The sequence below is a fragment of the Paraburkholderia sp. BGA-UO-ETr-F21 genome, from assembly GCF_059567925.1.
On sequence record NZ_JCAQOY010000005.1, the window covers coordinates 479,671 to 502,809 of the forward strand.

General features: G+C 63.2%; 29 protein-coding genes. 2 read left to right on the forward strand and 27 right to left on the reverse strand.

Features of this window, described 5'->3' with window-relative positions:
* Positions 1-114: 114 nt before the first annotated feature.
* From AC57B1_RS03670 to AC57B1_RS03680, 3 genes are read right to left on the reverse strand one after another with little or no spacing between them, the layout of a single operon-like run.
* A complete protein-coding gene (locus tag AC57B1_RS03670) occupies positions 115-426 on the reverse strand; it encodes a hypothetical protein (RefSeq protein WP_496416596.1) in 312 nt (103 codons plus the stop codon).
* A gap of 20 nt (positions 427-446) precedes the next feature.
* Positions 447-1,076 (reverse strand): hypothetical protein, encoded by a 630-nt coding sequence (locus AC57B1_RS03675; protein ID WP_496416597.1) that lies wholly within the window; start codon positions 1,074-1,076, stop codon positions 447-449.
* Positions 1,077-1,131: 55 nt separating this feature from the next.
* Positions 1,132-1,377 carry a hypothetical protein gene (locus AC57B1_RS03680; protein WP_496416598.1) on the reverse strand — a complete coding sequence of 82 codons (246 nt, stop codon included), beginning with the start codon at positions 1,375-1,377 and terminating at the stop codon, positions 1,132-1,134.
* 869 nt (positions 1,378-2,246) lie between these two features.
* On the opposite strand from AC57B1_RS03680, the gene AC57B1_RS03685 reads away from it, so the two are divergent.
* A complete protein-coding gene (locus AC57B1_RS03685; RefSeq protein WP_496416599.1) occupies positions 2,247-3,281 on the forward strand; it encodes an HNH endonuclease in 1,035 nt (344 codons plus the stop codon).
* Positions 3,278-3,928, forward strand: a complete 651-nt coding sequence (locus AC57B1_RS03690; RefSeq protein WP_496416600.1) for a hypothetical protein — start codon at positions 3,278-3,280, stop codon at positions 3,926-3,928. The genes AC57B1_RS03685 and AC57B1_RS03690 overlap by 4 nt, the downstream gene beginning before the upstream one ends.
* A 545-nt stretch (positions 3,929-4,473) precedes the next feature.
* Here the strand turns inward: AC57B1_RS03690 and AC57B1_RS03695 are convergent.
* The 24 genes from AC57B1_RS03695 to AC57B1_RS03810 all read right to left on the reverse strand — a co-directional run bounded on the left by AC57B1_RS03695 (position 4,474) and on the right by AC57B1_RS03810 (position 23,094).
* Positions 4,474-4,908: a hypothetical protein gene (locus AC57B1_RS03695; protein ID WP_496416601.1), complete on the reverse strand. Its 435-nt coding sequence runs from the start codon at positions 4,906-4,908 to the stop codon at positions 4,474-4,476.
* Positions 4,909-5,337: 429 nt separating this feature from the next.
* Positions 5,338-5,544, reverse strand: coding sequence for a hypothetical protein (locus AC57B1_RS03700; protein ID WP_496416602.1), 207 nt, complete (start codon positions 5,542-5,544; stop codon positions 5,338-5,340).
* A 373-nt stretch (positions 5,545-5,917) separates the two neighbouring features.
* The gene (locus tag AC57B1_RS03705) at positions 5,918-6,124 is read right to left on the reverse strand and encodes a hypothetical protein (protein WP_496416603.1); all 207 of its coding nucleotides are present in this window, start codon (positions 6,122-6,124) and stop codon (positions 5,918-5,920) included.
* 501 nt (positions 6,125-6,625) lie between these two features.
* Entirely contained in the window at positions 6,626-7,207 is a 582-nt protein-coding gene (locus AC57B1_RS03710) for a hypothetical protein (protein ID WP_496416604.1), read from the reverse strand.
* Between the two features lie 275 nt (positions 7,208-7,482).
* Entirely contained in the window at positions 7,483-7,899 is a 417-nt protein-coding gene (locus AC57B1_RS03715; protein WP_496416605.1) for a hypothetical protein, read from the reverse strand.
* 482 nt (positions 7,900-8,381) lie between these two features.
* Complete coding sequence (locus tag AC57B1_RS03720; RefSeq protein WP_496416606.1) at positions 8,382-9,056, reverse strand: hypothetical protein; 675 nt, start codon at positions 9,054-9,056, stop codon at positions 8,382-8,384.
* Positions 9,057-9,173: 117 nt separating this feature from the next.
* Entirely contained in the window at positions 9,174-10,091 is a 918-nt protein-coding gene (locus tag AC57B1_RS03725) for a hypothetical protein (RefSeq protein ID WP_496416607.1), read from the reverse strand.
* A gap of 12 nt (positions 10,092-10,103) precedes the next feature.
* Positions 10,104-10,448, reverse strand: a complete 345-nt coding sequence (locus AC57B1_RS03730; protein WP_496416608.1) for a hypothetical protein — start codon at positions 10,446-10,448, stop codon at positions 10,104-10,106.
* A gap of 203 nt (positions 10,449-10,651) precedes the next feature.
* On the reverse strand, positions 10,652-10,915 hold the full coding sequence (locus tag AC57B1_RS03735) for a hypothetical protein (RefSeq protein ID WP_496416609.1): 264 nt from the start codon (positions 10,913-10,915) through the stop codon (positions 10,652-10,654).
* Positions 10,916-10,979: 64 nt separating this feature from the next.
* A complete protein-coding gene (locus AC57B1_RS03740; RefSeq protein ID WP_496416610.1) occupies positions 10,980-11,303 on the reverse strand; it encodes a hypothetical protein in 324 nt (107 codons plus the stop codon).
* 339 nt (positions 11,304-11,642) lie between these two features.
* On the reverse strand, positions 11,643-12,623 hold the full coding sequence (locus AC57B1_RS03745) for a helix-turn-helix domain-containing protein (protein ID WP_496416611.1): 981 nt from the start codon (positions 12,621-12,623) through the stop codon (positions 11,643-11,645).
* 3 nt (positions 12,624-12,626) lie between these two features.
* A complete protein-coding gene (locus AC57B1_RS03750; RefSeq protein WP_496416612.1) occupies positions 12,627-13,232 on the reverse strand; it encodes a MerR family transcriptional regulator in 606 nt (201 codons plus the stop codon).
* 110 nt (positions 13,233-13,342) lie between these two features.
* Positions 13,343-13,834, reverse strand: a complete 492-nt coding sequence (locus AC57B1_RS03755; protein ID WP_496416613.1) for a hypothetical protein — start codon at positions 13,832-13,834, stop codon at positions 13,343-13,345.
* A gap of 1,376 nt (positions 13,835-15,210) precedes the next feature.
* Positions 15,211-15,975 (reverse strand): hypothetical protein, encoded by a 765-nt coding sequence (locus tag AC57B1_RS03760; protein ID WP_496416614.1) that lies wholly within the window; start codon positions 15,973-15,975, stop codon positions 15,211-15,213.
* 96 nt (positions 15,976-16,071) lie between these two features.
* Positions 16,072-16,368 (reverse strand): hypothetical protein, encoded by a 297-nt coding sequence (locus tag AC57B1_RS03765; protein ID WP_496416615.1) that lies wholly within the window; start codon positions 16,366-16,368, stop codon positions 16,072-16,074.
* A gap of 388 nt (positions 16,369-16,756) precedes the next feature.
* Positions 16,757-17,332, reverse strand: coding sequence for a hypothetical protein (locus tag AC57B1_RS03770; protein ID WP_496416616.1), 576 nt, complete (start codon positions 17,330-17,332; stop codon positions 16,757-16,759).
* Between the two features lie 96 nt (positions 17,333-17,428).
* Positions 17,429-17,701: a hypothetical protein gene (locus AC57B1_RS03775; protein WP_496416617.1), complete on the reverse strand. Its 273-nt coding sequence runs from the start codon at positions 17,699-17,701 to the stop codon at positions 17,429-17,431.
* 289 nt (positions 17,702-17,990) lie between these two features.
* Positions 17,991-18,728, reverse strand: coding sequence for an LPD29 domain-containing protein (locus AC57B1_RS03780; protein ID WP_496416618.1), 738 nt, complete (start codon positions 18,726-18,728; stop codon positions 17,991-17,993).
* Positions 18,729-18,748: 20 nt separating this feature from the next.
* Entirely contained in the window at positions 18,749-19,276 is a 528-nt protein-coding gene (locus tag AC57B1_RS03785) for an LPD29 domain-containing protein (protein ID WP_496416619.1), read from the reverse strand.
* Between the two features lie 19 nt (positions 19,277-19,295).
* A complete protein-coding gene (locus AC57B1_RS03790) occupies positions 19,296-19,571 on the reverse strand; it encodes a hypothetical protein (protein ID WP_496416620.1) in 276 nt (91 codons plus the stop codon).
* A gap of 390 nt (positions 19,572-19,961) precedes the next feature.
* Positions 19,962-20,150: a hypothetical protein gene (locus tag AC57B1_RS03795; RefSeq protein WP_496416621.1), complete on the reverse strand. Its 189-nt coding sequence runs from the start codon at positions 20,148-20,150 to the stop codon at positions 19,962-19,964.
* Between the two features lie 666 nt (positions 20,151-20,816).
* Positions 20,817-21,779: a hypothetical protein gene (locus tag AC57B1_RS03800; protein WP_496416622.1), complete on the reverse strand. Its 963-nt coding sequence runs from the start codon at positions 21,777-21,779 to the stop codon at positions 20,817-20,819.
* Between the two features lie 84 nt (positions 21,780-21,863).
* Entirely contained in the window at positions 21,864-22,709 is an 846-nt protein-coding gene (locus tag AC57B1_RS03805; RefSeq protein ID WP_496416623.1) for a competence protein CoiA family protein, read from the reverse strand.
* A gap of 55 nt (positions 22,710-22,764) precedes the next feature.
* Positions 22,765-23,094 (reverse strand): hypothetical protein, encoded by a 330-nt coding sequence (locus tag AC57B1_RS03810; protein WP_496416624.1) that lies wholly within the window; start codon positions 23,092-23,094, stop codon positions 22,765-22,767.
* Positions 23,095-23,139 lie beyond the last annotated feature (45 nt).

The window sequence follows — 23,139 nt, forward strand, 5'->3', positions numbered from 1 at the left end:
CTTCGGGCACTCGCTGACGCCTGTGACCGCACGGATGGAGCCCGGCGCCGCCCGCTTGCGGTGGTCCGGGTTGAGTGCCCTCGCCTCCGGCGGGGTTTGCCCGGAGGGATTCGGTCAGACCGCGATCATCGCGACCAGCATTCCGATCAGAATCAGGAGCGCGCCGAGCGAAACGGGATCCACCGACCCGCTGACCGCCAAGGTGAAGCGCACCTGGCCCCGGGCCGGGTTTTGCAGAACCGGTTTGCCCGGCTTGGCGGGAACGCGCGCAGCGTCGGTCGGTTCGACGACCACGCGCGTTTCGGTGGTTTGCGTGGCAACGTGGGGCGACCCCGTCCGGGCCTTCTCCGCTTCCATGGTGCGGGCGAGGTCCATCAGATACGGCGTCAGATCGTCGTACCCGCTGTCGCTGTCGGTGGTGAGCATCGGGGTCGCCATGGTGTGCCTCACTGCCGTCCGGATGAACCACCGGCGCTGGACGCCCGGAGTGCTGCCTCAACGATCGACGTGGAGGACGCGACCCTGCTGGGGACCGGAGTGTTCGAACCGATGCCCGCCCCGTCCGCCGGCGGCTCCATGTCGCTGACCCCCAGCAGGCTCTGCAGGTAGTCGTGCGTTTCTTTCCGCTGCGCCGCGATCTCGTTCTTGATGCCGAGGAGCAAGGGGGCGAGCGCGAGGCGAAGGGCGTTCTGAACCGCCTCGTCGATCCGCCCGTCCATCGAAGCGCTCAGCCGTGCGTTCCCCTGCTCGATCTGCTTGGCCGTGTTCGCAGCGACCTGCGTCACGAGGGCGGTGCAAGCGCTGGCGAACTGGTCCAGCCCGCGCTCGACCTGCTTTGCGTTGTTCGTACTGATCTGCTTCGCCAAGTCAACGTAGCCCTGCTGCGCGCCATCGAGCACGGGTTGCAGGGCTCCGCGCACGACGTCGCCGCCTTCCGCTGCCTTCAGAAGGGTGTCGCGCTGCCAGAGGCCGACGCTGGAGTAGCCCTCCGCCTCCGCCTGCTTTTTCATGAGCACCGTTCCGCGCTTCGTCGAGCGGAACGTGTGCATGTCGGTCATCTTCGTGTCGGTCGTCATGGTCTCCTCCTGGTGGCGTTGCACCTACGTACCAATAGCAAACGCCGCCCGCCTGTCAACGCTGTATGACGTTATTTCGCAAGCCCAGCAAGGGCGCGCAGGCTTTTGGGTGCGTTTCCGTCTTACGCCGCGTTTTACGCCGCCGCCCGCGCAGGGCAAGGCTTGCGGCGTGCTTTTCAGGGTTCGCGTATAACCACCGGAGGTGGGACAGGTCTGTAGTGATTGGGAATCGATAGCTCACGTTTTTCGATGACATCACCGTTTTTCCGATGACATCCGTGAAGCGTTCGATACCAATCACACCCCCTCCTTTGACCTTCGGATCACCCCGTTCTCCCCCTCCACCCGGAGGATCACCCTGTCCGTTTCATGAGCGGATCGCTTCTCCCCGAATGACAGGACTGACGGTATCCGCAACGCCAGCGTTCGCCAGACCGTCACCGCCCCTGCGCCGTTGGGTCCAGCCTCTCCGCCCTTCCGGGGTCCAGCCTCTCGCCTTCGCAGCGCAACGCCCATCGCCCCCGCGCAGCCGGTGATGCGTGCGTCGCTGTGCCGTTGACCTGCCGGATCGCGCGAGCGATGGAGCAACGCTTCACCGCGCAGCGGTCCGGTCCAGCCCTTGCCGTTACGTGGTGCACCGCCCTTCGCGCGTCAGCGCCTGGTGCGACACCCCAGCGCGCAGCGCTCCGACCTCCCGTCGCCTGTACAGGTACAGCGACGCACGCGGTTCACCGCGCCCCGCCTTCCCTCCTTCCTGGGTGGTGGGTCCGCTTCTGCCGTGGTTCGACGTTCACCGCGCGCTCGCGCGTTGCGGGTCAGCCTTTCCCCTTTCCCGGTGCAGCGCCGTGCCCTCCGGTTGCTTTCGAAACGCCACGCGCGTCAGCGCCCCACGCCAAGCTTCACGGGTCCTTTGACCGTATGACGCCAGCATGGTCGGTGTACGACCCTCCGCGCGCCAGCGCGAACGCAGCAACGCTTCCCGGGTTGTTTGACCGTATGACAATCCCATGCCTGTTGATCAGCCCTCGCCGATCCGCCTGTGCCAGCCCCGCGCTTCCCCGATCGTTTGACCGTATGACAGGTGCATTCGTGCTCTTGTGCGATCCGCCCGCGCTGCTAATGTGAATCCACGAGGTGCACCAGCACCCAACGCAAACCAGGAGGACGACGATGAGCAGTGTGTTCAACCGGAGGACGACCCACCGCCTTCCCGTGTTCGATGAGCATGACGACGACCAGCACGACGCCAGCGCGTTCGAGCAGGACCATCCCAACGATGAGCCGGTGATCCCGACGCTGCGCGAAGCGTTCCTCGCGGGTGTGCGCCTCGCGATGCAGCGCGTCGAGCGCATCGAGGACAAACGGTGGGTCCGCACGTATGTGAAGAGCCACGCAGTCGGTGGGTGCATGTACTGCGGTCGCGCCCTGTCGCTCGACGGTGCCGCAGGTGGTCGAGCGGTCATGGACACGCTGCTCCCGTTGAGCGCCGGAGGTTCGACCACCCTTCCAAACCTTGTGCTCGCCTGTACGACCTGCTATGCCGAGAAGGGTGATCGGGACTGGATCACCTTCGGTCGTGCCGTGCGCCCCGCGTTCCTCAACCGCAACCGCCGCAAGGCGCTGCGCTACGCCGGGAACCACGTGCTGCCCCTGTCCGTTAAGGGAACCCGTGCTGCGGAACGTGTGTTCGACGCTCGGTGGGAGAACCCGCGCTTTCGCGCCTTCGCTGGGTGCTACGCCACCTCCGGGTTTTTCGCCTGGAACCCTCTCACGCTTGCCCCGCAGCGTCGGGGTGAGGTCGTCCTCTCGCTGCGCATGGGGTTTGGTGGAAAGGTCTCGAACGACGGTGATGACATGCTGGTGGTCGAGGTGCCGCACGATGCCTTCCACGCTGCAGCCTGGATGCTGATCGAGCAGAACGTGCTGCTCCACGCGGTCGAGCTTCCGGGTCTCGCCGCTGGGGTCTACCTGCCCTTCCGCCCGACCCTGGACGCGGAACATCAGGAACGCTGGTCGGTGGTGTTGCCGGGTAGCCGCTGGGAACAGGAAGCCCGTCGGGTTGCGCGGTGGTCAGGTCAAGCGCAGGTCCTGCAGCGCGAACTGAAAAGCGACGAGCAGCGGAGCGCGTTGCTCCGCCCCGTGCACGACGGTTTCGTGCAAGCCCGTGCGTCCATCGCCGCACTTTTCGAAGAGGTCACGCCATGATCGACATGCCCGTCGTTGAGATTGAACAGCCGTTCCTCCCTGAGAATCATCACATCGTTCGGTGGTTGCGCCCGCTGCTGCACAACCATCTCGGTCATGCCGACGTGTTCGTGCCCGTGGGGGTGACCGAGAAGACCCTAAGCGAGCCGAAGGTCGCTGCGTATTTCACCGTGCCATCGGAGCGCTGGTCGGTGTTGTGCCTGCGCGGGTCTTCGATGACCGCCGAGGATCGGGACCGACGTGTTGCGATGCTCGAACGCCAATCGGAGCGTGCAACGACGAAAGAAGCGAAGCACAGCGCCGCCATCGCTTTTCGCACGTTGAATCGCCATGTCCGCCGTGGTCTGGTGCCCGACGGTGAACTGCTTGCCCAACGCCAGGCGTTCCGGGACGACTCGAGCGTCCGGGAAGCGTGGGGGAAGTTTCGGGTGTACCGCTCGCACCCTGCTGGAGTCGAGGAGCTTGCGGGGTTGTTCGAAGAAATGGGGTACACCGTGGTGCCGATCCTTCCTGCGTTCTCGTGGCGCGATGTGGAGTTCCCCCACGACGACGAGCGCTACCGCGTGCCGATGGTGCACGTCCAGACGTTGACGCCATGCCCCTGGTCAAAGCAGTCCCTTGAGCGTCGGTTGTTCGTCCACCGTTGAACCCGGAAATGCTCAACGGTCCGGTGATCCCCACACCATCAACCGGACCTGCCCGCCTTCGAGCGTCGGAGCGTTTGCGGGTGGTTGCCCAGGGAGCGGATGCGACCCAGCGGTGGGTGTGGGGTGGGGTCATGAGATCAAGCAAACCAGAACGATCCCGTTGTTCCGTCAGAACCAGAGCCGTGTGGGTACAGCGGGGTGCGGGGCGCAGCCCCGCGAGCACCCGCGACAGGGTGAGCCACCGCGCCCTCCGCGGTGCTCGGTCCTTCGGTATGCTCCACCGCTCCCGCCTAACCCATCTGCCTGTCGGTGTCGGTCGTACAAAAGGAAAAGCGGGACGCTCGGTCCCGCTCTTCCTGTCACCGTCTGCGCGGTGTCTTCCTCCTTGTCGCACCGTCTGCGCAGTGCTTCACGTCCTCCGTTCCACCCGATCGTTCGCCGGGTGTTTTGTGGTCCTCCTCCGCTTTCCGGTCTTTGCCGGTTGCGAGCCCGTCTGTGCGGGTTCTCCTCCTCCGCTGCCGTTCGTCCTCCCCTGCCGGATGTTCTTACGCTGCCATCGTGAGCGCTTCGAGCTTCTTGTAGCCTGCCGCTTCGAGCAGGTCGTAAGCCGTGGTGCCCTTGTTGTCCGCGATGCTCACCGAAGCCTTGTAAGCGATCAGCAGACCGACCAGCCAGTCCCGGTTCACGTCGTCCGCCCGTTCCACCGCGTAGTGCAGCGCTGTGCGACCCTCCCGGTTGGACGCGTTCACGTCCGCCCCGACCGCGAGCAAGCCGTTCGCCACTTTCCACGGTGCACGCTTTGCCGCTTTGATCAGCGGGGTGTCGCCGTCGTTGTCCGTGTCCGCGAGCAGAGCGGTGCGTTCCGCGCCGTGCGTCAGACGGAGCAAGCCGGTGATTGTGTCGAAGTCCGTGCTGCTCATCAGCGCCGCGAACAAAGGGTTCGACGGGAAAGCGTTTGTGCGAAGGGTGGTGGTCGTCATGATGGTGCTCCTGGTGATCTGCTGCGGGGTCTGCGTTGCTTCCCCCTTACTTAATCATTGCTCCAGGGATTTATAAGTCAATAGCAGATCGGGTATCCAGACCGCCAAACTGAAAATAAAGTTGGTGAGGTGCATCGCACCCTGGATCCCGTTCCTCCTCCGCTTCTGCGCTCCTCCCTCGTCGCCACCACCAACCCCATCACCCCCATCAACCGGAGACGGGGGAGACCCGCTTCGCGCCCTTTCCTGCGAAGCATGTCCTTCCCATCCCCGCTCGTGTCCTGCTTCGTCGTGGTGGGTCTCCCTGCGTCGCCGCCCGGATGAAGACCCTCCTGCCTGCCTACTTGCTTGTCCCTGTCCCCCGCGTGGTGCCTTGAAAAAACACCGCCGGCGTCGCCGCCAGCGGTGTTCGAGAACCTGGGTTGTCCGTTAGACCGTGCGACGTGCGCGCGGACGGAACAAGGGGATCGCCAAACCGATGAAGACGATGGACCCGACGCTGAACATCACGAACCACGCGAGATCGTGACGGACCGATGCGGGGATGTGCAAGCCGTCCATGACGAGCGCCATGAGCGTCAGCGCTGCAACTGCGAAGATCAGACCGATGGTGATGTCCTTGATGGTTTGACGCATGATGAACTCCTAGGTGGTTGGGTGGTTGAGGCGTTGCGTGTCGCGCTGCCTACACATTCAGTCTCTCGTACCTGTGCAAAAAAGCAAGCGTTTAGCGACCTAAATGAACCGCCGAAAGTAAAAAAATATTTACCACTAAGTCATTCCGGGAGAACGAGATTGGGTGCATCACCACCTGACAGAAGGAGCCCGCCTTCATCACCGGAGGTGCTAGTGCGGGTGGGTGCCCAGGACGCGCAGCGTCCCAATGGTTTGGTGTTTGCGCCGGTTCCTGCTCGTGCTCGCCCGCCTGCCCTGCCATTACCCCGAAGGTGCCTGGGAAAAACACCACCAGCGTCGCCGCCGGTGGTATTCGAGAAACCTGGGTTGTCCGTTAGACCGTGCGACGTGCGCGCGGACGGAACAGGGGAATCGCCAAACTGACGAAGACGATGGACCCGACGCTGAACATCACGAACCATGCGAGGTCATGGCGCAACGCTGCGGGGATGTGCAAGCCGTCCATGACGAGCGCCATGAGCGTCAGCGTTGCAACTGCGAAGATCAGACCGATGGTGATGTCCTTGATGGTTTGACGCATGATGAACTCCTGAGTGGTTGGGTGGTTGTGGCGTTGCGTGTCGCGCTGCCTACACATTCAAGATAGCTCGAGTACAAACTAAAGCAAGCGTTTAGCGACCTAAATGAACCACCGCCAGTAAAAAAATTTCCGCCACTAACTCGGTTCGATAGGTGCGTCCCGGGTGCTTCACCACCTCAGTCGTCGGGTCTCACGCGCTCCGTTCCGTCGCATCCTGCCCGCCTCCATCACCGGAGGTGCAAGCGCGGGTGGGTGCCCAAGACGCGCAGCGTCCCAAAGGGTTTGGGTGTTTGCGCCGGTTCCAGCCTTTCGCTTTAGATGCGCTGGTTCAGTGTCGTTGGGTGACAGGTGCATCACCACCTGATCCGGGGAGCCCGCCTTCATCACCGGAGGTGTCAGCGCGGGTTGTGTGCCAAGGACGCGCAAGCGTCCCAGAGGTTTTGGTGTTTGCGCCGGTGCCGGGTTGTTCACGGGTTCCCGACTTTCTCCAGTGCCCGTTGTTCAACGGGTCTTCTTCTTCGCTGCTCGCGCCTTCGCCAGCGCCTCGACCTCCTTGCGGATCAGCCGGCGATTCTCGTTCTCGTCGAGCACCACGGTCAGGCGCCCCGCGTCAGCCAGACGATGCGCCTGGGTCTGCTGAGCGTAGCCCATCATCCGTGCCGCTTCTGCGAACGTCACCAACGCCGCGCCGGGGAAGCCTGCGGCCTTTTCCGCACGTGCCGCGCTGTACGCGTTCAGATCCTGCGGTTCGATCGCGAGAACACCGTTCGTCGTACTCGCCCTCAACGTCCCCGCCTGGATCGCCTTCCACAGGACGTCCGGCGAGCGGTCCAGCAGTACCGCCGCGTCCATGACTTTGATCCGTTCGCCCACGTCGATGACGGGACGTCCACGCCCGCGACGCGCAGGTGGGACAAACGACGCGAGGACCTTTGGGTCGATCCGGCGTAATCCGTTCCGGTCCAGCGCGCTGGGAAGCACGTTCTTGACCGTCCAGCGTTTGACGATGCCCCGGTCGAGCTTGAGACGTTCGGCGACGTCGGTGATGGTCAGCCAGGTCAGCGGTGCAACGGTGGTGGTCATGATGAACTCCGGATGGTGTTGGCGTTGCGAGCGTTCCGCGCTGCCCATGAACCATCTTCTCGTACCGGAGGAGAATAGCAAGCCCTTTGCGACATAAATCGACTGTGACGAGTCCGTTCAACGCGAGGTGTCCACCGCACACCTCGTCGGAGCGACCCTGCGCCTGCGCGCCGTGCTGACGGATTCACCGGGCGCAAAAAAGCCGGGACATGCCCGGCTCTCGTTCCTTCGTTTCCCCACCCACCGATCGTCCGATCGTCAATCACCCGCCGGTCTCACCAGCCGCCTGCGGGAGCAGGGGTGACGCACTGCCGTTGCCCGTTCGCCAGGTTCCGACAATGCGCGAGCGGTGGCGCCCCGTTGACGCCCTGGATCTTCCCCGGAACGTACAAGTCGGTTGTGATGTTCGTCGTGTTGCGCGGCGTCGCCCGTTGCAGCGCCTGGTCGTCCCCGATCGGGAAGGACGATGGGGTGGAGACCTTGAGCGTGTTGAGCGATGCGCGCGGGAAGTCAGCCGGGAAGGTCACCCCGTCGATCTGTTGCGTCGCCACCGGGGCGCCCGTGTCGCCCGTGGCGGGTGACGCGTGCGTCAGCGGTGCGGTGAGCAGGACCATTGCTGCGAAGACGACGGAGATCCCGGTCGAGCGTCCAGACCTGGTGAAGCGGTGGTGGTGATCGGTGGTGAAGCGCATGGTCGCCTCCTGCGGGGCGGTGGGGTGATGTCTGTACGCTACTGCATTACAGATTGGATTGCCAGAAGCACCGGTGGTTCCATCCCCAGGTGGTGATGCACCCGGAACCGGAACATCTCAAACCGGGCGGCTTGCGCCGCTGGGCACCCCGCTCACGCGCCCTCGCCTTCGGCCCCGGCTGTCCCGTCGGCCGGCGGGTGTTGCGTGCTGCCGGCCTTCCGGCCTTCGCATGGTGGCCCCGGCCATGGTCGTTCCTGCACCTGCGGCCTGGCGATCGTCCGTCCACGGCAACGGTGGTCCCACGCCTTCCGATGGAGCCCGGCGCCCGTCACCGCAGGTGCTGCCCGGGTTGAGTGCCGGGGAAGCGAAGCGCCCCGGATGGGTTTGGGGTTTCGACGGTTCCGGGTTTTCCGTCTCCCAAAAAGGAAAACGGCCGCTTGCGCGACCGTCTTGCCTAATGCCCTGCTGACCGCCCTGCTCGATCAGTCTTCGCTGCCCGGTGCGTCGTCGCGCGGGACGAAGATCACCTGGCGCTTCACCATGCCGCGCGTCAGAAACTCATCGAGCCATGGCCGGTCCGGGTTTTGGTGGTTCTCACCCGTCTTCCCGTTCGTGCGGATCCACCATTCGTAGTTCAGGCGCACCAGGTCGTCGAACGACGTGACGGTGGTGCGCGCGTTGCGACGGTCCACGGCGGTGATCGCATCGCCGTCCCCGATCTCGAGGGACACACCGCTGGAGCGGTAGAACCCCGCGATCGTGATGTCGCCGGTCGCTCCGTCGAGCTTGAACGGAACGCCCCGCCGGTTCATCTCTTTCACGAGCGGCGGCATGAATCGCATGAAGCCCTTGTTTTCGTCGTGCGTCGGCGCCAGCGGGACCAGGACGTCCACCTCTTCGACGTCCGCCACCGGAGCGGGAGCCGGTTCGTCGTGGTGCTTCTTGCCGTGTTTGTCGTGCTTGCCTTTGCCGGTCGAAGCGACGGGCGAATCCTCCGTCACGATGGTGGTGTCGGCCAAGTCGTTGCCCGTGCCGTGCTCGTCGAGCGGTGCAACGTCCGCGCGAGCCTGCACGTGTGCCTCGTGCAGTGCGTCGTTGCTGTGGTCGCTGTGGTCGCTGTGGTCGCTCAGGCTGTTGAAATCGAAGTCGGTGCTCATCTCATGGTCTCCTCGTGTTTTGGCAACGCGACGCATCGCCGGAAACCCACCTTAACGAACCGATCGTGCTTGTCCAGTTCACGGGGTGCAAAACACTCCGGTCCTCCCCGGGTGCTGTCAAACGCGAAGGGGCGGCGCTCCCTGTTGTCGGTCCAGCATGATGCTGGTGATGCCGATCAGCGTCTTGCCCCGCTCGCGCAGCGGGAACGGCGCCGCCAGCACGCGCAGCGCGGGGTGCGGGGCGCAGCCCCGCGAGCGGTCCACGATTGGACCGCGAGCGTGTGGGGGTTGATCGTTGCTGAGCCCGCCTTTGTCGCCCTGCGATCGCGGGTTGAGTGCCCGGGAACGAAGTGACCCGTCCGTTTTGGTTGTGAGCTTTGATTCCGGTTTTTGCACGTTGATGCTCTCGACGCTCTCCTCCTCCCCGCGTTCCGCTTCCCGCATCCCGAGCATTTCCACTCGAGCTTGCGCCGCGCGAGCTTCCTCCGCCTGACGGGTGAACGCCTGAATCACCGAACGCATGTCGCGCTCTGCCCGCTCCTCCGCTGAACGTTGTTGCTCCGTGAACGTGAACGCTGCCAGGTCGTCCCGCGCGAACCAGCGCACGCCTTCAGGGTCGGTGTAGAACGCCAGCCGGTCTTCGTCGTCGAACAGCGAGTCGTCCGGGGACCGCGCGGTGATCGTTGCCGCTTCGTCGATTTTGACGTACGGCGCCAGCGCATCCTGCTCCGCCTTGATCTTCTTTGCGACGTGCGCCGCCTGGAGGTTGGCCAGTCGTCGCGCCGCCTGGTCCGCAAGTTTCGCCGCCATGTCCGCTTCGACATGCTGGGCCAACCGTTCGATGTCCGTCCGCAGGTAGACCTGCTCAGGAGTCGCTCCGGGCAGTCGATCGGGCAACGCCTTGCGACGATCGATGCGTTTGCTGTTGATGTAGCGTGCTGCCTCTTGAGCGCTGCTCAGACCGAGGATTCGCACCGCTTGCGCGAGCGTCACTTCGTCGTCGTTCATCCAACGTGACATCGTCGTGGTCGTCATGGTGGCTCTCCCTTACGCGGCCACGCCGTCGGCGATCATGCGTTGCACGACCGCTTTGAGCTTGTAGTTGTCGTCGTAGAGCCCGTTTTCGCAGAACCAGGTCAGCGCTTCGTGCTGCGCGCTGGTCTTGCGCGGCCCCACATGCTTGATCACCGTGAACGGGATGCCTGCCGGCCGGGTGGCTGGATTGCGCAGGTCGATGCCCATGTCGGCGACGAGCCGCTGAATCATGGGAAGGTCTGCGTACGCGATGGCAAAGCGAAGTTCCTGGTCCGGGGTCAGAACGATGGGTGCTTGCTCGTCCGGTGCGTCGAAGTCGAGGGTTGCGTCCGGTGCTTCGAGGGTCAGGGTGCTCACGTTCGTTTCCTCCGAGGGTGGACCGAGACGTCGGTCCTTGTACTGCAGAACCAGCGTTCCCGCTGGCCCTCGTCGAACGTGATGTGGGTGTTGATCCCCTACTCACTCAGTGTTGCTCTAGATCGGACGTTGCGCAAGAGGGGCAGGCGAAATATTTCGGCTAGGTGCATTGCGTGTTCGCCAGGTGCAGTTCACCCTGTGCGTCAATACGTGACGACGGTGAGGGTGGATTGCTGCTCCTGCTGATCCGGGGCTTCGACGGTGCGTTGCACCACTTGCGGCTGGACCGTGTTCGATGAGCACGCAACACCGGGTGCGCTCGTGGGGGTCGATGCGGTGACGGTGCATGAATCGACGATCGTGACGCCGACGGACATGCTCGCCGTTTTCGTCCCTGCGGACGCTTGGGTGCTGAGCGCTGCGAGCAGCGCAATGGTGAAGCCGGCCGCCAGGTGGTGCTTTGCCACGGTGTTTCCTCCTGTTGTGAAAAGACCCGCTGCGTTGGCGGGTCTTCGGGTCGTTCGGGATGGTTCAGAAATCGGCGACGGTATCGACGCTACGGAAGCCGTAGATCTTCCGGACGTCCTCCATCCGGCTCCGGCGTTCGTTCTCGCCGACGTGCGCCCGAGCCACCTCGATCATGTCCATGCAGGACGCTGCCTTCACCTCGTCGCGGAACGTCGCGAACTCCACTTCGTCCGCGTCCATCACGATGAAGTTGTGCTCGAAATACTCGCCGTCCTTCGCGTCGGGATGTACCCAGTCCGGGTCGTCGCGTTCGACGCACTCCAGGAAGATCGCTTCCATGCGCGACGTCTTACGGCAGGTGAAGGTGGGGACGGTGAATGCGGTCATGATGAACTCCGGGGCGATGGGTTGGGCGTTGCGTGTGCGCGGCCTATACAGTCAAGGTAGCTCTAGGATTTTTCAGGTCAAGAGTAAATCAGGGATTGCGACCGCTAAAACGCAAAAATACTTGCGTAATAGAGTGCGTTGCACCTGACACAATGAAACCTCAAATCCTTGGAGCGCTTGCGCGCTCGGCGACCCGCTGCGCGCCCTCTCGTCCGGTGGATGCGACGCCATGCATAAAGCCCCGCTCCTTCTCCGTGGTGTTCGGGGACATTCCACCAGGCCCGCCTTCGTCACCGCAGGTGCTTCCCGGGTGAAGTGTCCAGGGCGCGGATGCGACCGTCAGGGGTTTGAGCCCCCGGGTCCGGTCGTGCTCCGGTGCACCGCGTAGCGCTGGAAGATCCACCGCCCACCGACTTGCGTCGCGCCCGGAACGTCCTCCCGTTGTTGCCGAGCCACGATATCGTCGTGCTCCCGCTGCGCGCGCAACGTCTCTACGTCGTCGGGTCGGTAGAACAGATGTGAGCCCGTCCGGGTCGCCGCCAGTTGTCCGGACCTTGCGATCTTGAGAGCAGATTGGTATGACACGCCGAGGCGTTCCGCCACGTCTTTCGTGTTGAGCCAACCTTCTGCACGCATGCGTTCTATGGTTTCGACCATCCCCCCTCGTGGTCGCTGCTCCCGTTGCTCCCGCTGCGCGCGCAACGTTTCAACGTCGTCCGGCCGGAAGAACCATTGCGCGCCGATTCTCGTCCCAGCCAGTTTGCCCGACTTTCTGTAGTGCAAGACGAGAGGGTATGACACGCCGAGGCGTTCCGCCACGTCTTTCGCGTTGAGCCCGCCCTCTGCGCGCATCTGCGCCATTGCCCTATGTTGCTCTTGCTGTTGTGCCCGGAAAAGCCCCACGTCGTCCGGTTGGTAGAACCATTGAGAACCGCGTTGCGTCCCCGCCAGTTTCCCCGACTTCGTGAGCTTTAAGACACGGCACTGCGCTAGACCCGTGCGTTCCGCCACGTCTCTCGTTGTGAGCCAGCGTTCTGCCCGCATCTGAGCACGCAAACCGGGTGCCTTCGGCTTTTTCTGACCCTTCGTGGCTCCCAGGATCGCCACCGCGTCGTTTGGGAACACCCAAAGCTTGCCGATTCGGATAGCGCCCGGCAAACGTCCTTTCACGCGGAGTTGCTGAATACGTTGTCGCGTCAGACCCAACCGCTCGGACAAGTCCCTCGAGGTCAACCAGCCTTGCGCAAGCCAGTTCTGGAGCTTCTGCGCCGCATCAACGCGAGCGCGTTGTTTCGCCCGCCGATTTTCCATCTTCTCCATGGCTCAGCCTCCCTTGCTCGAACGCTTCCCGCTCCGAACGGGCTTCCCCTTGCGCTCCCGAATCACCCGCTCGACCTCCGTCACCGGAATCCGACGCGCCCCGTTCCCGTCAAGCGCTACACGGACGTCGCCACGCGCGACCATTCGCGTGACGTACGCGGGCCCTTTGAAACCCAGCCGGCGCGCCGCGTCACTGAACGAGACCATGCTCGCCGCTGCGCGCTCGCGCTTCGTGCGGAACGCCTGGACGTCGTCCGGGTTGTAGAGCCGGACGCCGGATGCCGTCCGGGTGAAGGGAATCTCCCCCGCGTTCGCGTGGGTGCGCACGTAGAACGTAGAACGTGCGATCACGGCCGCCACCTCGGGGGTGGTCAGCAAACCGTTGCGCTCGCCGACACGTCCGGCCGGCTTGTGGTGTGCGACGGGGTCGAACGCCTCGACGTGCGATGGGTCGAACCGCCGCTTGCCGGTTTGATCGACCGTGCTGGCGAGGTGCCCCATGCGCTGCCAGCGCAGGACGGTGGTGGGTTGAACGTTGAAGCGCCGGGCGACGTCCGCTGTGCGGAGCCAGCCGGGCGGAACGGTGGTGCGAGGTGCGCGCGAAGGCATGGGGGGGTTCTCCGTGTTGGGGTTGAAGCCGGGTGGTGAAGCACCTCGGCTAGGTACCCCCAAACCCATCCGGGGGGGATGGGCGACAGGAGAACGGACGGTTGGGTCGATCAGCGGCGCCAACCCTCCCCGGCTTGCACGAAGTCCCCCTCGGCGTCGGACCAGACTTCGCGATCGTAGCTTCGTGCGTTGCTGGGTGCCGATGGCTTCGATGCGCGCGGTTTGCGAGCCGCTTTCGCTGCGCCCACCGACGCGTAAGTCTTCGCTTTGCCGCCGGCCAGACGTCGCACCAACTTGAAGATCTCGGGTTTGTAGCCAATGCCGATGTTCAGCACGAGCACGGCGTCATCCGGGCAGTCCGATCGATCTTTGTACAACGTCGGGTCCAGCAGCGGAATGTATGTGGACTTTGATCGCGCATCGAACCGGGCGCCACCGCACCGGTCCAGGCTTGCCAGAGCTTTGTAGTTCGAGATCGCCACCACCGCGGCGAGCTTGATGGTCAGGTGCCTGGAATCGACGGACACGCGGACGGACGATCCCGCTTTGCTGGATGCGGCGAGCAGTTCGTCGAGTTCGCTTTGCGTCAAAGATGTGTACATGGTGGTCTCCGGATGGTGGCGCTGTGATGCGTTCGCCCTACATCTTGATCATCGCTCCAGGGATTTCTAAGTCAATATCAGATCGGGTATTTAGACCGGTAAACCGCAAAAATATTTTCTTCATAGGGTGCGATGCACCTGAAACCACCGCCAACCCCAACCCTTTTGGGATGCTTGCGCATCCGGGCGACCCGCTTCGCGCCGTACCCTGCGGATGGAGCCTTGCCCCTTGCCCTGCGGGAGAAAGCCGGGCTGTGGATGCGCAACCTGCCCGACGCCGGAGGCAAGAGGTCTGGCGAGGGTGCGAAGCACCTCGACAGTCCAGCCTTGCTGGGTAAGGGCGTCAGGTTGTCGGCTCAACTTTCGAATCACAGTCGAACGGAAGAATCGCGGCGCGCGCCCGCTTTTCCTCCCCACCCGCCAAGCCCTGCGAACTACGGAGGGTGGGCGTTTCTGGATCCCTTCGGGTGCTACCGCCTGTGATCCTTCGGAAGCCTCCGGCCTGTGCCCGGCCAAGGTGGCCCGTACTCGGTACTGGAGACGTACTCCTTCCCCTGGTTCTGGCAAGGCCCGGTGCTTCGCCCCGGCCCAAGCCAGAAAGCCTCATCCCTGCCGTGCCGCAAGAGCGACTGGGCAAGGATGGCTTTCCCGCTTGGGCCAAACCGTTCTGGGAACGGCGCCACATCGCCGGGGATGGGATAGGAACGATACCCATCTACGGACAGTTCACGGTCGTTACACCGCCGGTGCCAGGTCTGTCCACCGCATGACGCGGCGCCTCTCTGTCGAAACTTTGCACCGTGGCCCAGCCGTCACCGGGCACTTCCCCGCTCATCGTTTCTAGTCCATGGTGCAACGTCGAGCCGTCAGGGCACACGAGCGGGGCCAGGTTGAGCACTCCCCGCGCCTTTTCTGTGGGACGAAACGCTGCTGGACTGGCTCGCACGCTGAGCGCGCGTTTTGAGACCATCGACCTCGGGCCGCTTTCGCTGACCGGTCGATCCCCACGGGTGGTTACGGGGGCGTACTTGTTCGGGTCGCCAGCGGTTCCAGGCGGAGCACCGGAATCTGGACGGAATGGGGGGTACTTGACCTTTTCCAATCGCCCATTAGGATGATTCCCGAGGGGCCGAAGGTTGGGTCGTCGTAGCAGCCTACACAATCCAGTTCCCGGTGCTGGTAACACTCGGAACCGCAACCCCATCATAGTGAGTTAAAGCCTCCTGTCAAACGGGGGGCTTTTCTCTTGGACAGGGTGAAACGCACCTCACGCCGGCGCCCGGCTTCCTCACCGCAGGTGCGTCCCGGGTGGAGTGTGAGAGCCGGAGGCTCCATCCGCTTTTAGCCTTGATTCCGCTTTTGAAGTTCCCGCACCCTCACAGCCTTGCTCTCACCCGCGCCCTCACGCCTCGCCGTTCCGTTCCCGCCAGAACGTCCTGCAGTTCCAGCGTTTCGAGCATGGCCCTGACGCCCGACCACTCGATACCGCGCTTCGCCACCACGTCCAGCGCCCTCAACGCATCGCTCCGCTCCACCCCTGCGTCGAGCAGCAGCCGGACCGCCTCCGTGTCGTCCTCCAGCACCGCGAACACGATGGGACGCTTTCCGTTGCAATCCACCGGATCACGGAATCCCTGCTTGCAGCCGTGCCGTCGCCCATCGTCGTATCGATCCGGGACGAACCGTGCCCGGATGCTCGCCCCGGCCGCGAGCGCACGGCGCAACGCCGGGTGATCGTGCCGTTCGAGCGCATCGAACATGCGCTGGTCCGGTGTGCGATGCCCGTTCGAGAGCATCCGTGCGATGCCCAAGCCCCTCGAGCGCACAATCTGGTGATCCGCTTGTTCGCACCGCTCCTGCTCCGTCAGGCGATGCCGTTTCGATTCCGGGATGTGCAGCCATTCGTTCGCGCACCAGGCCAGGACAACGCCAGAGATCGTGGCGCTCATCGTCGCCCACACGGTCGCGGCGGACCGTTGCTGCTCCGCGTTCTGCACGTCGAGGATCCCTTGAAGGACTTCCACCCAGTGCGCCAGCGCGACGCCCTCGGTGATCGGTGCACGCCAGGCGATGGTGATCGGAGATGGGGCGCACCCGTGGACCGCGGATGCGATGGGTTTGAGCGTGGGAGTGGTCATCATGGTGGTCTCCTTGAGGCTGGTCCGGAACACCCGGCCTTGTACCGCCCAGACCCGCGCATGAGGCGGGCACGACGCGGAACGTGGATGCTCGCCGGTTCAGAGCCTCTTACGCGCGACCCTCTCTTCCTTGCGGCCTTGCATCGCCTCGTCCGCTGCCTCGCGAAGTGCCTCTTGAGGAAAAACGTGATCGAACACCTCACGCCAGTTCTTAAAGAACTGCGCCCGACGGCCATATTTGAGCAACACAAAAGCGCCTCGGCCCGACATGATGCCTCGCTGCTCGGCGATCGCTAGCGATTTGTCTTTCGCTTGCAGCGCGGTGTTCAGCACGAGCAACCTCTGTTTGTTCCACAGGAGTTTTTGGAACTCATCAAATGTTGCGATGGTGGTCATGGTGTTGCTCCGGGATGTTGGTGGCGTTGCGATCGCGTTGCCCGTGCCTTCATAGTCGCTCTAGCTATTTTTAAGTCAAGAGCAGATCGCGTAGTTCGACCTTAAAAATGCAAAAATACTTGCATCATGGAGTGCGATGCACCTGACGCGAGGAAAACCCAAAACCATTTGGAGCGCTTTCGCGCTCGGGCACCCGCTGACGCCTCTGATCCGAAAGATGCAGCCCGCCTCCATCGCCTCCGGCGTGCGCGGGTTCAGTGCCCGGGGAACGAAGTGACCCATCTGCTTTTCAGCCTCTGTTCAGGTTTCGACGTTCCATCGTCTAGTACCTCCAAACCCATCCCGCCAAGGATGGGCACGTGGAGAATGGGAGAATGATCGGCGGGGCTCACTCGTGGTCGTGGTCCGCGTCTTCGAACGGACCCACCTCGGCGATTGCGTAGTCTTCGTCGTCCTCGCTCTTCTGCGCCGAGCGGCTGACCCGCTTGCTCGATTGCGCCGCCATCGCGTCTTTCACCGTCGCGAAGGTCTTCGCGTCCTCACGTCCCAGCCGTTGAACCAGGGCGAAAAGATCACGCGTTCCTTTTTCGTTGAGCTTCACGATCATCGCTACATCGTCCCAGCCCGCGGCATCGACGTTGATCGCTCTGGCGCTTGAGTGTGTCGGATTGGGCGTGTAGCTCATCACTTGAATGGGGTTCTTCTTCTCGTAGACGTCCATGCCGATGTACACAACCGTCGGCGTGAACACGTTTTTGCTGATCAGCGGAATGGTGGTTGTCTTCGTCTTCGCATCGAACGAGCACCCCGGTTGACGTCCAAGCGCTGCCAGAGCTTTGTAGGAGGCGAGTGGAACGACGCTGCGCAGGGAAATCTTGATCGGTTCATCGGTGACGGTGACGCCAACCACTTTTCCGTCGCAAGATTTCAGGTCGTTGAAGTCCTTCGTGATGATGAGTTGCATGGTGATGCTCCGTTTCGCGGACCCGCACGACGCAGGTTCCTGTACCGCCCCGACCAGCGTTCCCGCTGGCACTGGGGAGAACGTCGATCGGTCGTATCAGCGGTGCCGCGGTGCGTCCTGCGCAAACCCGCCGCCTTCCTCGATCATGTTCTGGAGGCGCTCCCTGATGTTGCTGCTCACGTCCTCCCATGCCGAACTGTCGTCCACGGGACGTTCTGCGCCGTCTTCGTCGCACGCGGCGATGTAGGCTTCGAGAAACCGGTCAAAGTTCATGGCGACTTCGGCGTTGTCGATCATGCGCGGCCAGGCGGTGAAGAGCAGATCGTTGAAAATCCTTTCGTTGATGATGAAGTAAGCGGTGGTGGTCATGATGAACTCCGAAGTGTTGTGGTGGTGTCGCGCGTTGCCCGTGTCTTTATAGTCGCTCTAGGATTTTTTAAGTCAAGGGCAGATCGGGTAGTTCGACCGTAAAAATGAAAAAAAATCTCGGATCATGGAGTGCGATGCACCTGGATACACATCACCCCTTCAAACCTCTTGGGCGCCTGCGGCTCCGGACGACACGCTCACGCGCCGTTTCCTACGGATCAGAGCCCGCCTTCCTCGCCTCTGGCGTCTGCGGGTTCAGTGCCCGGGGAACGAAGTGACCCATCTGCTTTTAGGCGTCGGTTCCGGTTTTGACGTTCACGCGCTCGTGCCCTGCTCCCATCCGCCGTCCTGCCCGCACCTTCCGGATCTTCGCGACCATCGCTTCAAACGTTTCCCGGTCGATGTCCGCGATCGCCTCCGCCGTCGGACTGCGCACCACCGTCACGCCGTACCGCTCGTCCACGTCTACCGGGAGCGCTGCATCGTCGATCACCTCATCCCCCGTCCTGCCCTCGATTCCCTTCGCGACGTACCACCACTGTTTCTTGAAGCTTGGGTGGTCACTCACGATTGCTGTGAGAAGCCCCGCGGTGAACGACCGCTCTGTTCTGATCTGCTCTGGTCCGAAGACCACCGGATGCACGTCGACGATGTCCGTGCCGAGCAGCATCGGGAAGCCTTCGAATGTGCGATAGATCCGTGACCAGCATTCAGGCCCGTCGATCATGCCCTCTGGATCGAAGGGGCTGGGACTGGGTACTTTGGCTCGCCACCTGCGCGTGCTCACGAATCGCTCTGTGATCCGTTCAACCTGCTGCCGCGACGGCCCGTCGGTCCATCGCACCGTCATGATGGTTTCCCATTTGTACGGGTACTGCGATTTGCGGACGCTGAACCTAGTACCCGGAAACGCTTCGCGGAGCGCGCGCCGGATCAGAACCCCGGTCTTGGTACTGTCGAAATGCAGGACCGCGTCCAGGTCGCCGTGGCACCAGCCAGTAGGTGGATCGTTGGGGAAGAGGGGCATGGGTTGGTCTCCGGGGATGATCACAGGCGTCGGCGTGCGGGTGCTTCGGGGACAACGCCTGCGTGCAGCACTGCCGCATCCGCAACGGCGCGCAGGGTGTCTTGCTGCTCTTGCATCACGATCCGATGGACCAGCGCCTTGTACGCATCGTTGCTGAGCCATTGGATGGCGTCGGCCGTGGGGCTCGGTTGCGGTGCCACGTCAACGCTTTCCGCCCCGCCTAGAGGTTCGAACGTGTCGGAGTGGGTGATCAACGCTGCTGCAAACCGCAGGGGGACCGGTCGTCCGTTCTCCATGCGGAACACGACATTTGGCGGGACGTACAACTCGTCGTAGCCGATCCGCGCGTGGTCCACGAAGTTGCTGGTGATCTCGCCGACCTGCTCCCTGGTCGGACCGTTGGTCCAGCGAACGTCGATGTAGTTCCAGCACGAGCCGGTTCCGCGCCGGACGCTGAATCGTGTCGTCGGGAAGGCTTCTTTCAGGGATCGGCGGACAAGTCCGACGGTCTCTTTGATGTCGATGTCGATCAGGTTGACGATGGTCATGGGGATCTCCTGTCGCCGGTCACGCGCTCAGCGCATCGTGCGCCGCGCCGTTGCCTTCCTCCACCAGTTCCTCGAGCCGGTCGCGCAGCGCCTCGCGCAGGGCGTGCATCGCGTCCTCGTCGTTGCGGTCCTCGGGGATGTCGTCCGATTCGTATTCGTCGAGCAGGGCCAGGTAGCACGCGAACAGACGATCAACGTTGTCCGTGTACAAGATCACTTCGAACGTGATGGTGTCGGGCCAGCCTTTGATCAGTTGAGTGAGGACGAAGTCGTCGAGCGTTGCTTCAAGAGACATGGCGGTGCTTCCCGTGGTTGGAGGTTGAAGGCTCCGGGTCATCCGTCGCCGTGCCTTCAATCTCGCGTACTACTTTCAGGAAAGCAATAACTAATCGGGGACCGCGACTTATATACTTTCACCACTAACTAAAGCCTTACAAGGCGTTGCCTGGGTGCATGACACCCCAGCCTCTGAACTCACCCCAACCCCTTTGGGAGCCTTCGGCTCCGGGCACTGCGCTTCGCGCTTTCACGCTAGCGGCAACGGTGCGACCACGCCGATCGGGAATGACCCTCTGCCTACCGGAACGGGTGCGGTGTTGGGGGACTTGTGGACGGTGCCCGCCTTCCCCGCCGGAGGTGTCTCCGGGCGAAGTGACCAAAGGGCGCTCTGCGCCCCGTCCTGGTTTTAAGCGTTGGTCACCTTGACGTTGACCCAGCCGCCTGCGGCTGCGACGAACAGCATCGAGATCCTGCAGCCGTTGAGGACCACCTCGCGTCGGTCGCCGTCCATCGCTGTCCGTGGTTGCCCGTTCTCGGGGGTGCGGGGGAACGCCGCGGTGTTGGTGTTGCGATCGTTGGTGGTTGCCGTGCGCATGATCTGCCTTTCCTGTCGTTGTTGCGTCTGTCCGCGGAGCCGTCTCGGCGCGGATTCAGCGATGCACAACGGGACGGGCGGTCAAGGGCACGCCATGGGCGTGGCGCAGCGGACCCTTGAACCGCATGGACGTGCAGCGCTACGCGTCGATGAAGAGACGGACCGGGGACGGGTGCAACGGGGGAACGACGTGGATGAGGACGCTCGGCAACGTGTTGCCAACGAACGTGGACGCGAGCGTCGCGTCGCTGCTGGACCGTTTGAGCAGGAGCAAAGCAGCCGGAGGGCGATCCAGCCTGGGCTCTGGTTTACGGTTTGTGGATGAGCATGTATACACGTAGTAGCAGTTAACAAGCCCCTGGAAAAACTGTGGACAACCTCCGTTTACCGTTTTGCCTCAAGGGGTTCCAGAACGAACAACCGCGTGCACGCCGTGTCGGAATGGGTCCAGGAAGTCCGAACAACTTTGCCCGGTTTTTCCACCGGGCCGGGTTGTCCCGTTTACGCGCACACCGATTCCACAGCGTTTACGGGACGTTGCCAGGGGTGTTGTCCACAAGTGCCGGTGGATAACCCTGTGCCGGTTACAAAGGCACCTGAGGGAGCAGTGATCAGACGAAGAACGGGGCGCGCGTGCGCCCCTTGGGTTAGGTGGTGGGGCCCCGATCAGAGGCTATCGAACAGGTCGCCGAAGTCGGGGGTGATCTCATTTTGGCCCGTGGAGATCGGCGTGGAATCGGTGTCCCGCGCGGCGTCGATCGCTCCGGTGTTCGTCACTTGCGGACTGGTCGTCGGGGGGCCGAGCACGGTGATCGCCGCGCCCCGCGCCTGCGTTAACATCCGCTCTTCCCGTTTGTCGTCCGCCTCCCGCAGGTCGCGGAACGCTTTGTCGAGCAGCCCAACGATCATTTCGTCGCTTTCCCGTTCGATCCCGTCGCCGATCAGCCCCAACATCGTCTCGATGGTCATGCGCTCCATCGGCTGGGCTCGCATGGCTTCCGGCGTGCGCTCCACGATCAGCGCCCACAACGCGTCCCACGCTTTCACCACGAGGTCCCGCCCGAAGATCCACGGTTCGGCGTCTCCACCGTGGTACGCCACGCCGTTGCTACCCTCCACGTCTTCCGGGCGGTCGAGGCGAAACGGACCGAACCAATGCTGCTGGATCGGCTTGTTGTCGTCGGTGAAGTTTTCGAACATCAGCCACGACCCGGGAACGCCGTCGATCGGTTGGTCGAGGGTGCATACCGCATGGCCCCCTTGCCGGAGATCGACGTTGCCGAGCAGGCATTGAAAGTAATCGTCGTATTCGGTGGTGCCATCGCGCGCGAAGGAATCGACCAGCGCCATTTCGATGATGAAATGCCGCCCTTTGCACCGGGGACAGGTGCCCACTTCCAGGCACGCCGAATACATTTCGCGTTTCTGCTGTTCATTGCTCAGCCTGCTCCAGATGCCCTGCACCGTGTCGCCGTCTTCGATGAAGTGCTCCTTGCCGGTGACCTTCATCGCGTCTTCGATGTGGTCGTCATGGACGATCAGCCGCGGGTTGCCGCAACACGGGCAGTTGATGGTGTGGGTCGCTTCGCCGGTGATAGGCTGGACGTGGATCGTGGGCGTGGTGGTCATGATGGTCTCCTCCGGTGGGTGAGCGATCGTCGGTGTGCGATCGCGATGGACCAACTTAGCAAACCGTACGGACGGCACAACCCCTCACCGCGCCCGCTGCTCCCTCCTCCACGCTTCGACCTGCCTCTCGACCTCCTCCACGTTCTGCGCGTACAGCCGGGCTTCGATCTCCGCACGCTTCACCAGGTCAATGGGCGGAACGACCCAATACCGATGGGTGAGCCCTTCCAGGTGCCCCTGCACCTGTTCGACGAGGTCCGGGCTTTCCTCTTGGTCGCGCAGGTGGCCGAGGTGCACTTCGACGGTGGGGTGCCCGAGCGCGAAAAGCACTTGCTCTTTGCGGAGATCGATGCGGTGGGTGACCGCGAACTCGATGAGGCAGGTCTTGCCGGTGCTGGTCGTCCCGACCGCATCCGCGACGATCCGATACTCTTGGCGTGGCGTCCACGTGCCCCGGTCGTCCAGAACCGCCGTGCCGGCGACGAACGCCTGCTCGAGCGCAACGGTGGCGAAGGTGAACGCCGGCTTCTCCGGGAGGGTCTGGCGGATGTTGCTCGAGATGAACTCGTGCGGCGCGACCATCACCTGGTGGCGGTGCCCGATGGTGTAGTGGGGAAGCCCGAGCCGCCGGGTGCGTTGCAGGACCGTCTTCGCCGCCAGGTGAAGCGTGCTTTCGCCGGCCGCGGGGCAGTCCGTAACAGCATGGTGGGCGAAATGCCAGGTCATCACGTCACCCTGCCGGGCGACAAGGGGTTCTCCGCACCCGATGCACGTGCAGTCGCAGGCCATGCCGTTGCGCGTGCGCGGGTCGAGCGCTCGAACGTGGATGGGATCGCCGGTGCGGTTGTCGATCGCGAGCTTGACGTGCCCGTCCGTGACGACACGTGGCCGCGTGAGGTCGATGATTCGGGAGGTGTCGAGGGTGGTCATGGTCACATGCTCGGTGGTGGAGCTATGACCAACGTATGAAAACCATCGATAAACGTCAAACGAGGGCGACGGCCGTGAAGGAAATGAACCAGATCATGACCAGGATCAGTAAGCATACGAGCAGCAGATCCTTGCTGCCGTCATCCTTCGACGTTCCCTGCACGTCTTTCGCCGCGGGAACGCAAGCCTTGGCGTCCGAGGCTGGGCCTGCGGGCGCTGCCTTCGGGGCCGTGTCTTCTCCTGCAGCCAGTCCGATCACTAGTCCCGTGTTCATCGCGTTCACGGCAACCATGTCGTCTTCGTACGTGTCCGCATGAGCGTTCGGTGCTGCGAACGCAAGTCCCAGCGCGATGATGGTGAACAGCCGGCGAGGTTTGATGAACATGGTGGGTGGTCTCCTGGCCGGACATCATGGGGTGCTGCCTCTGCC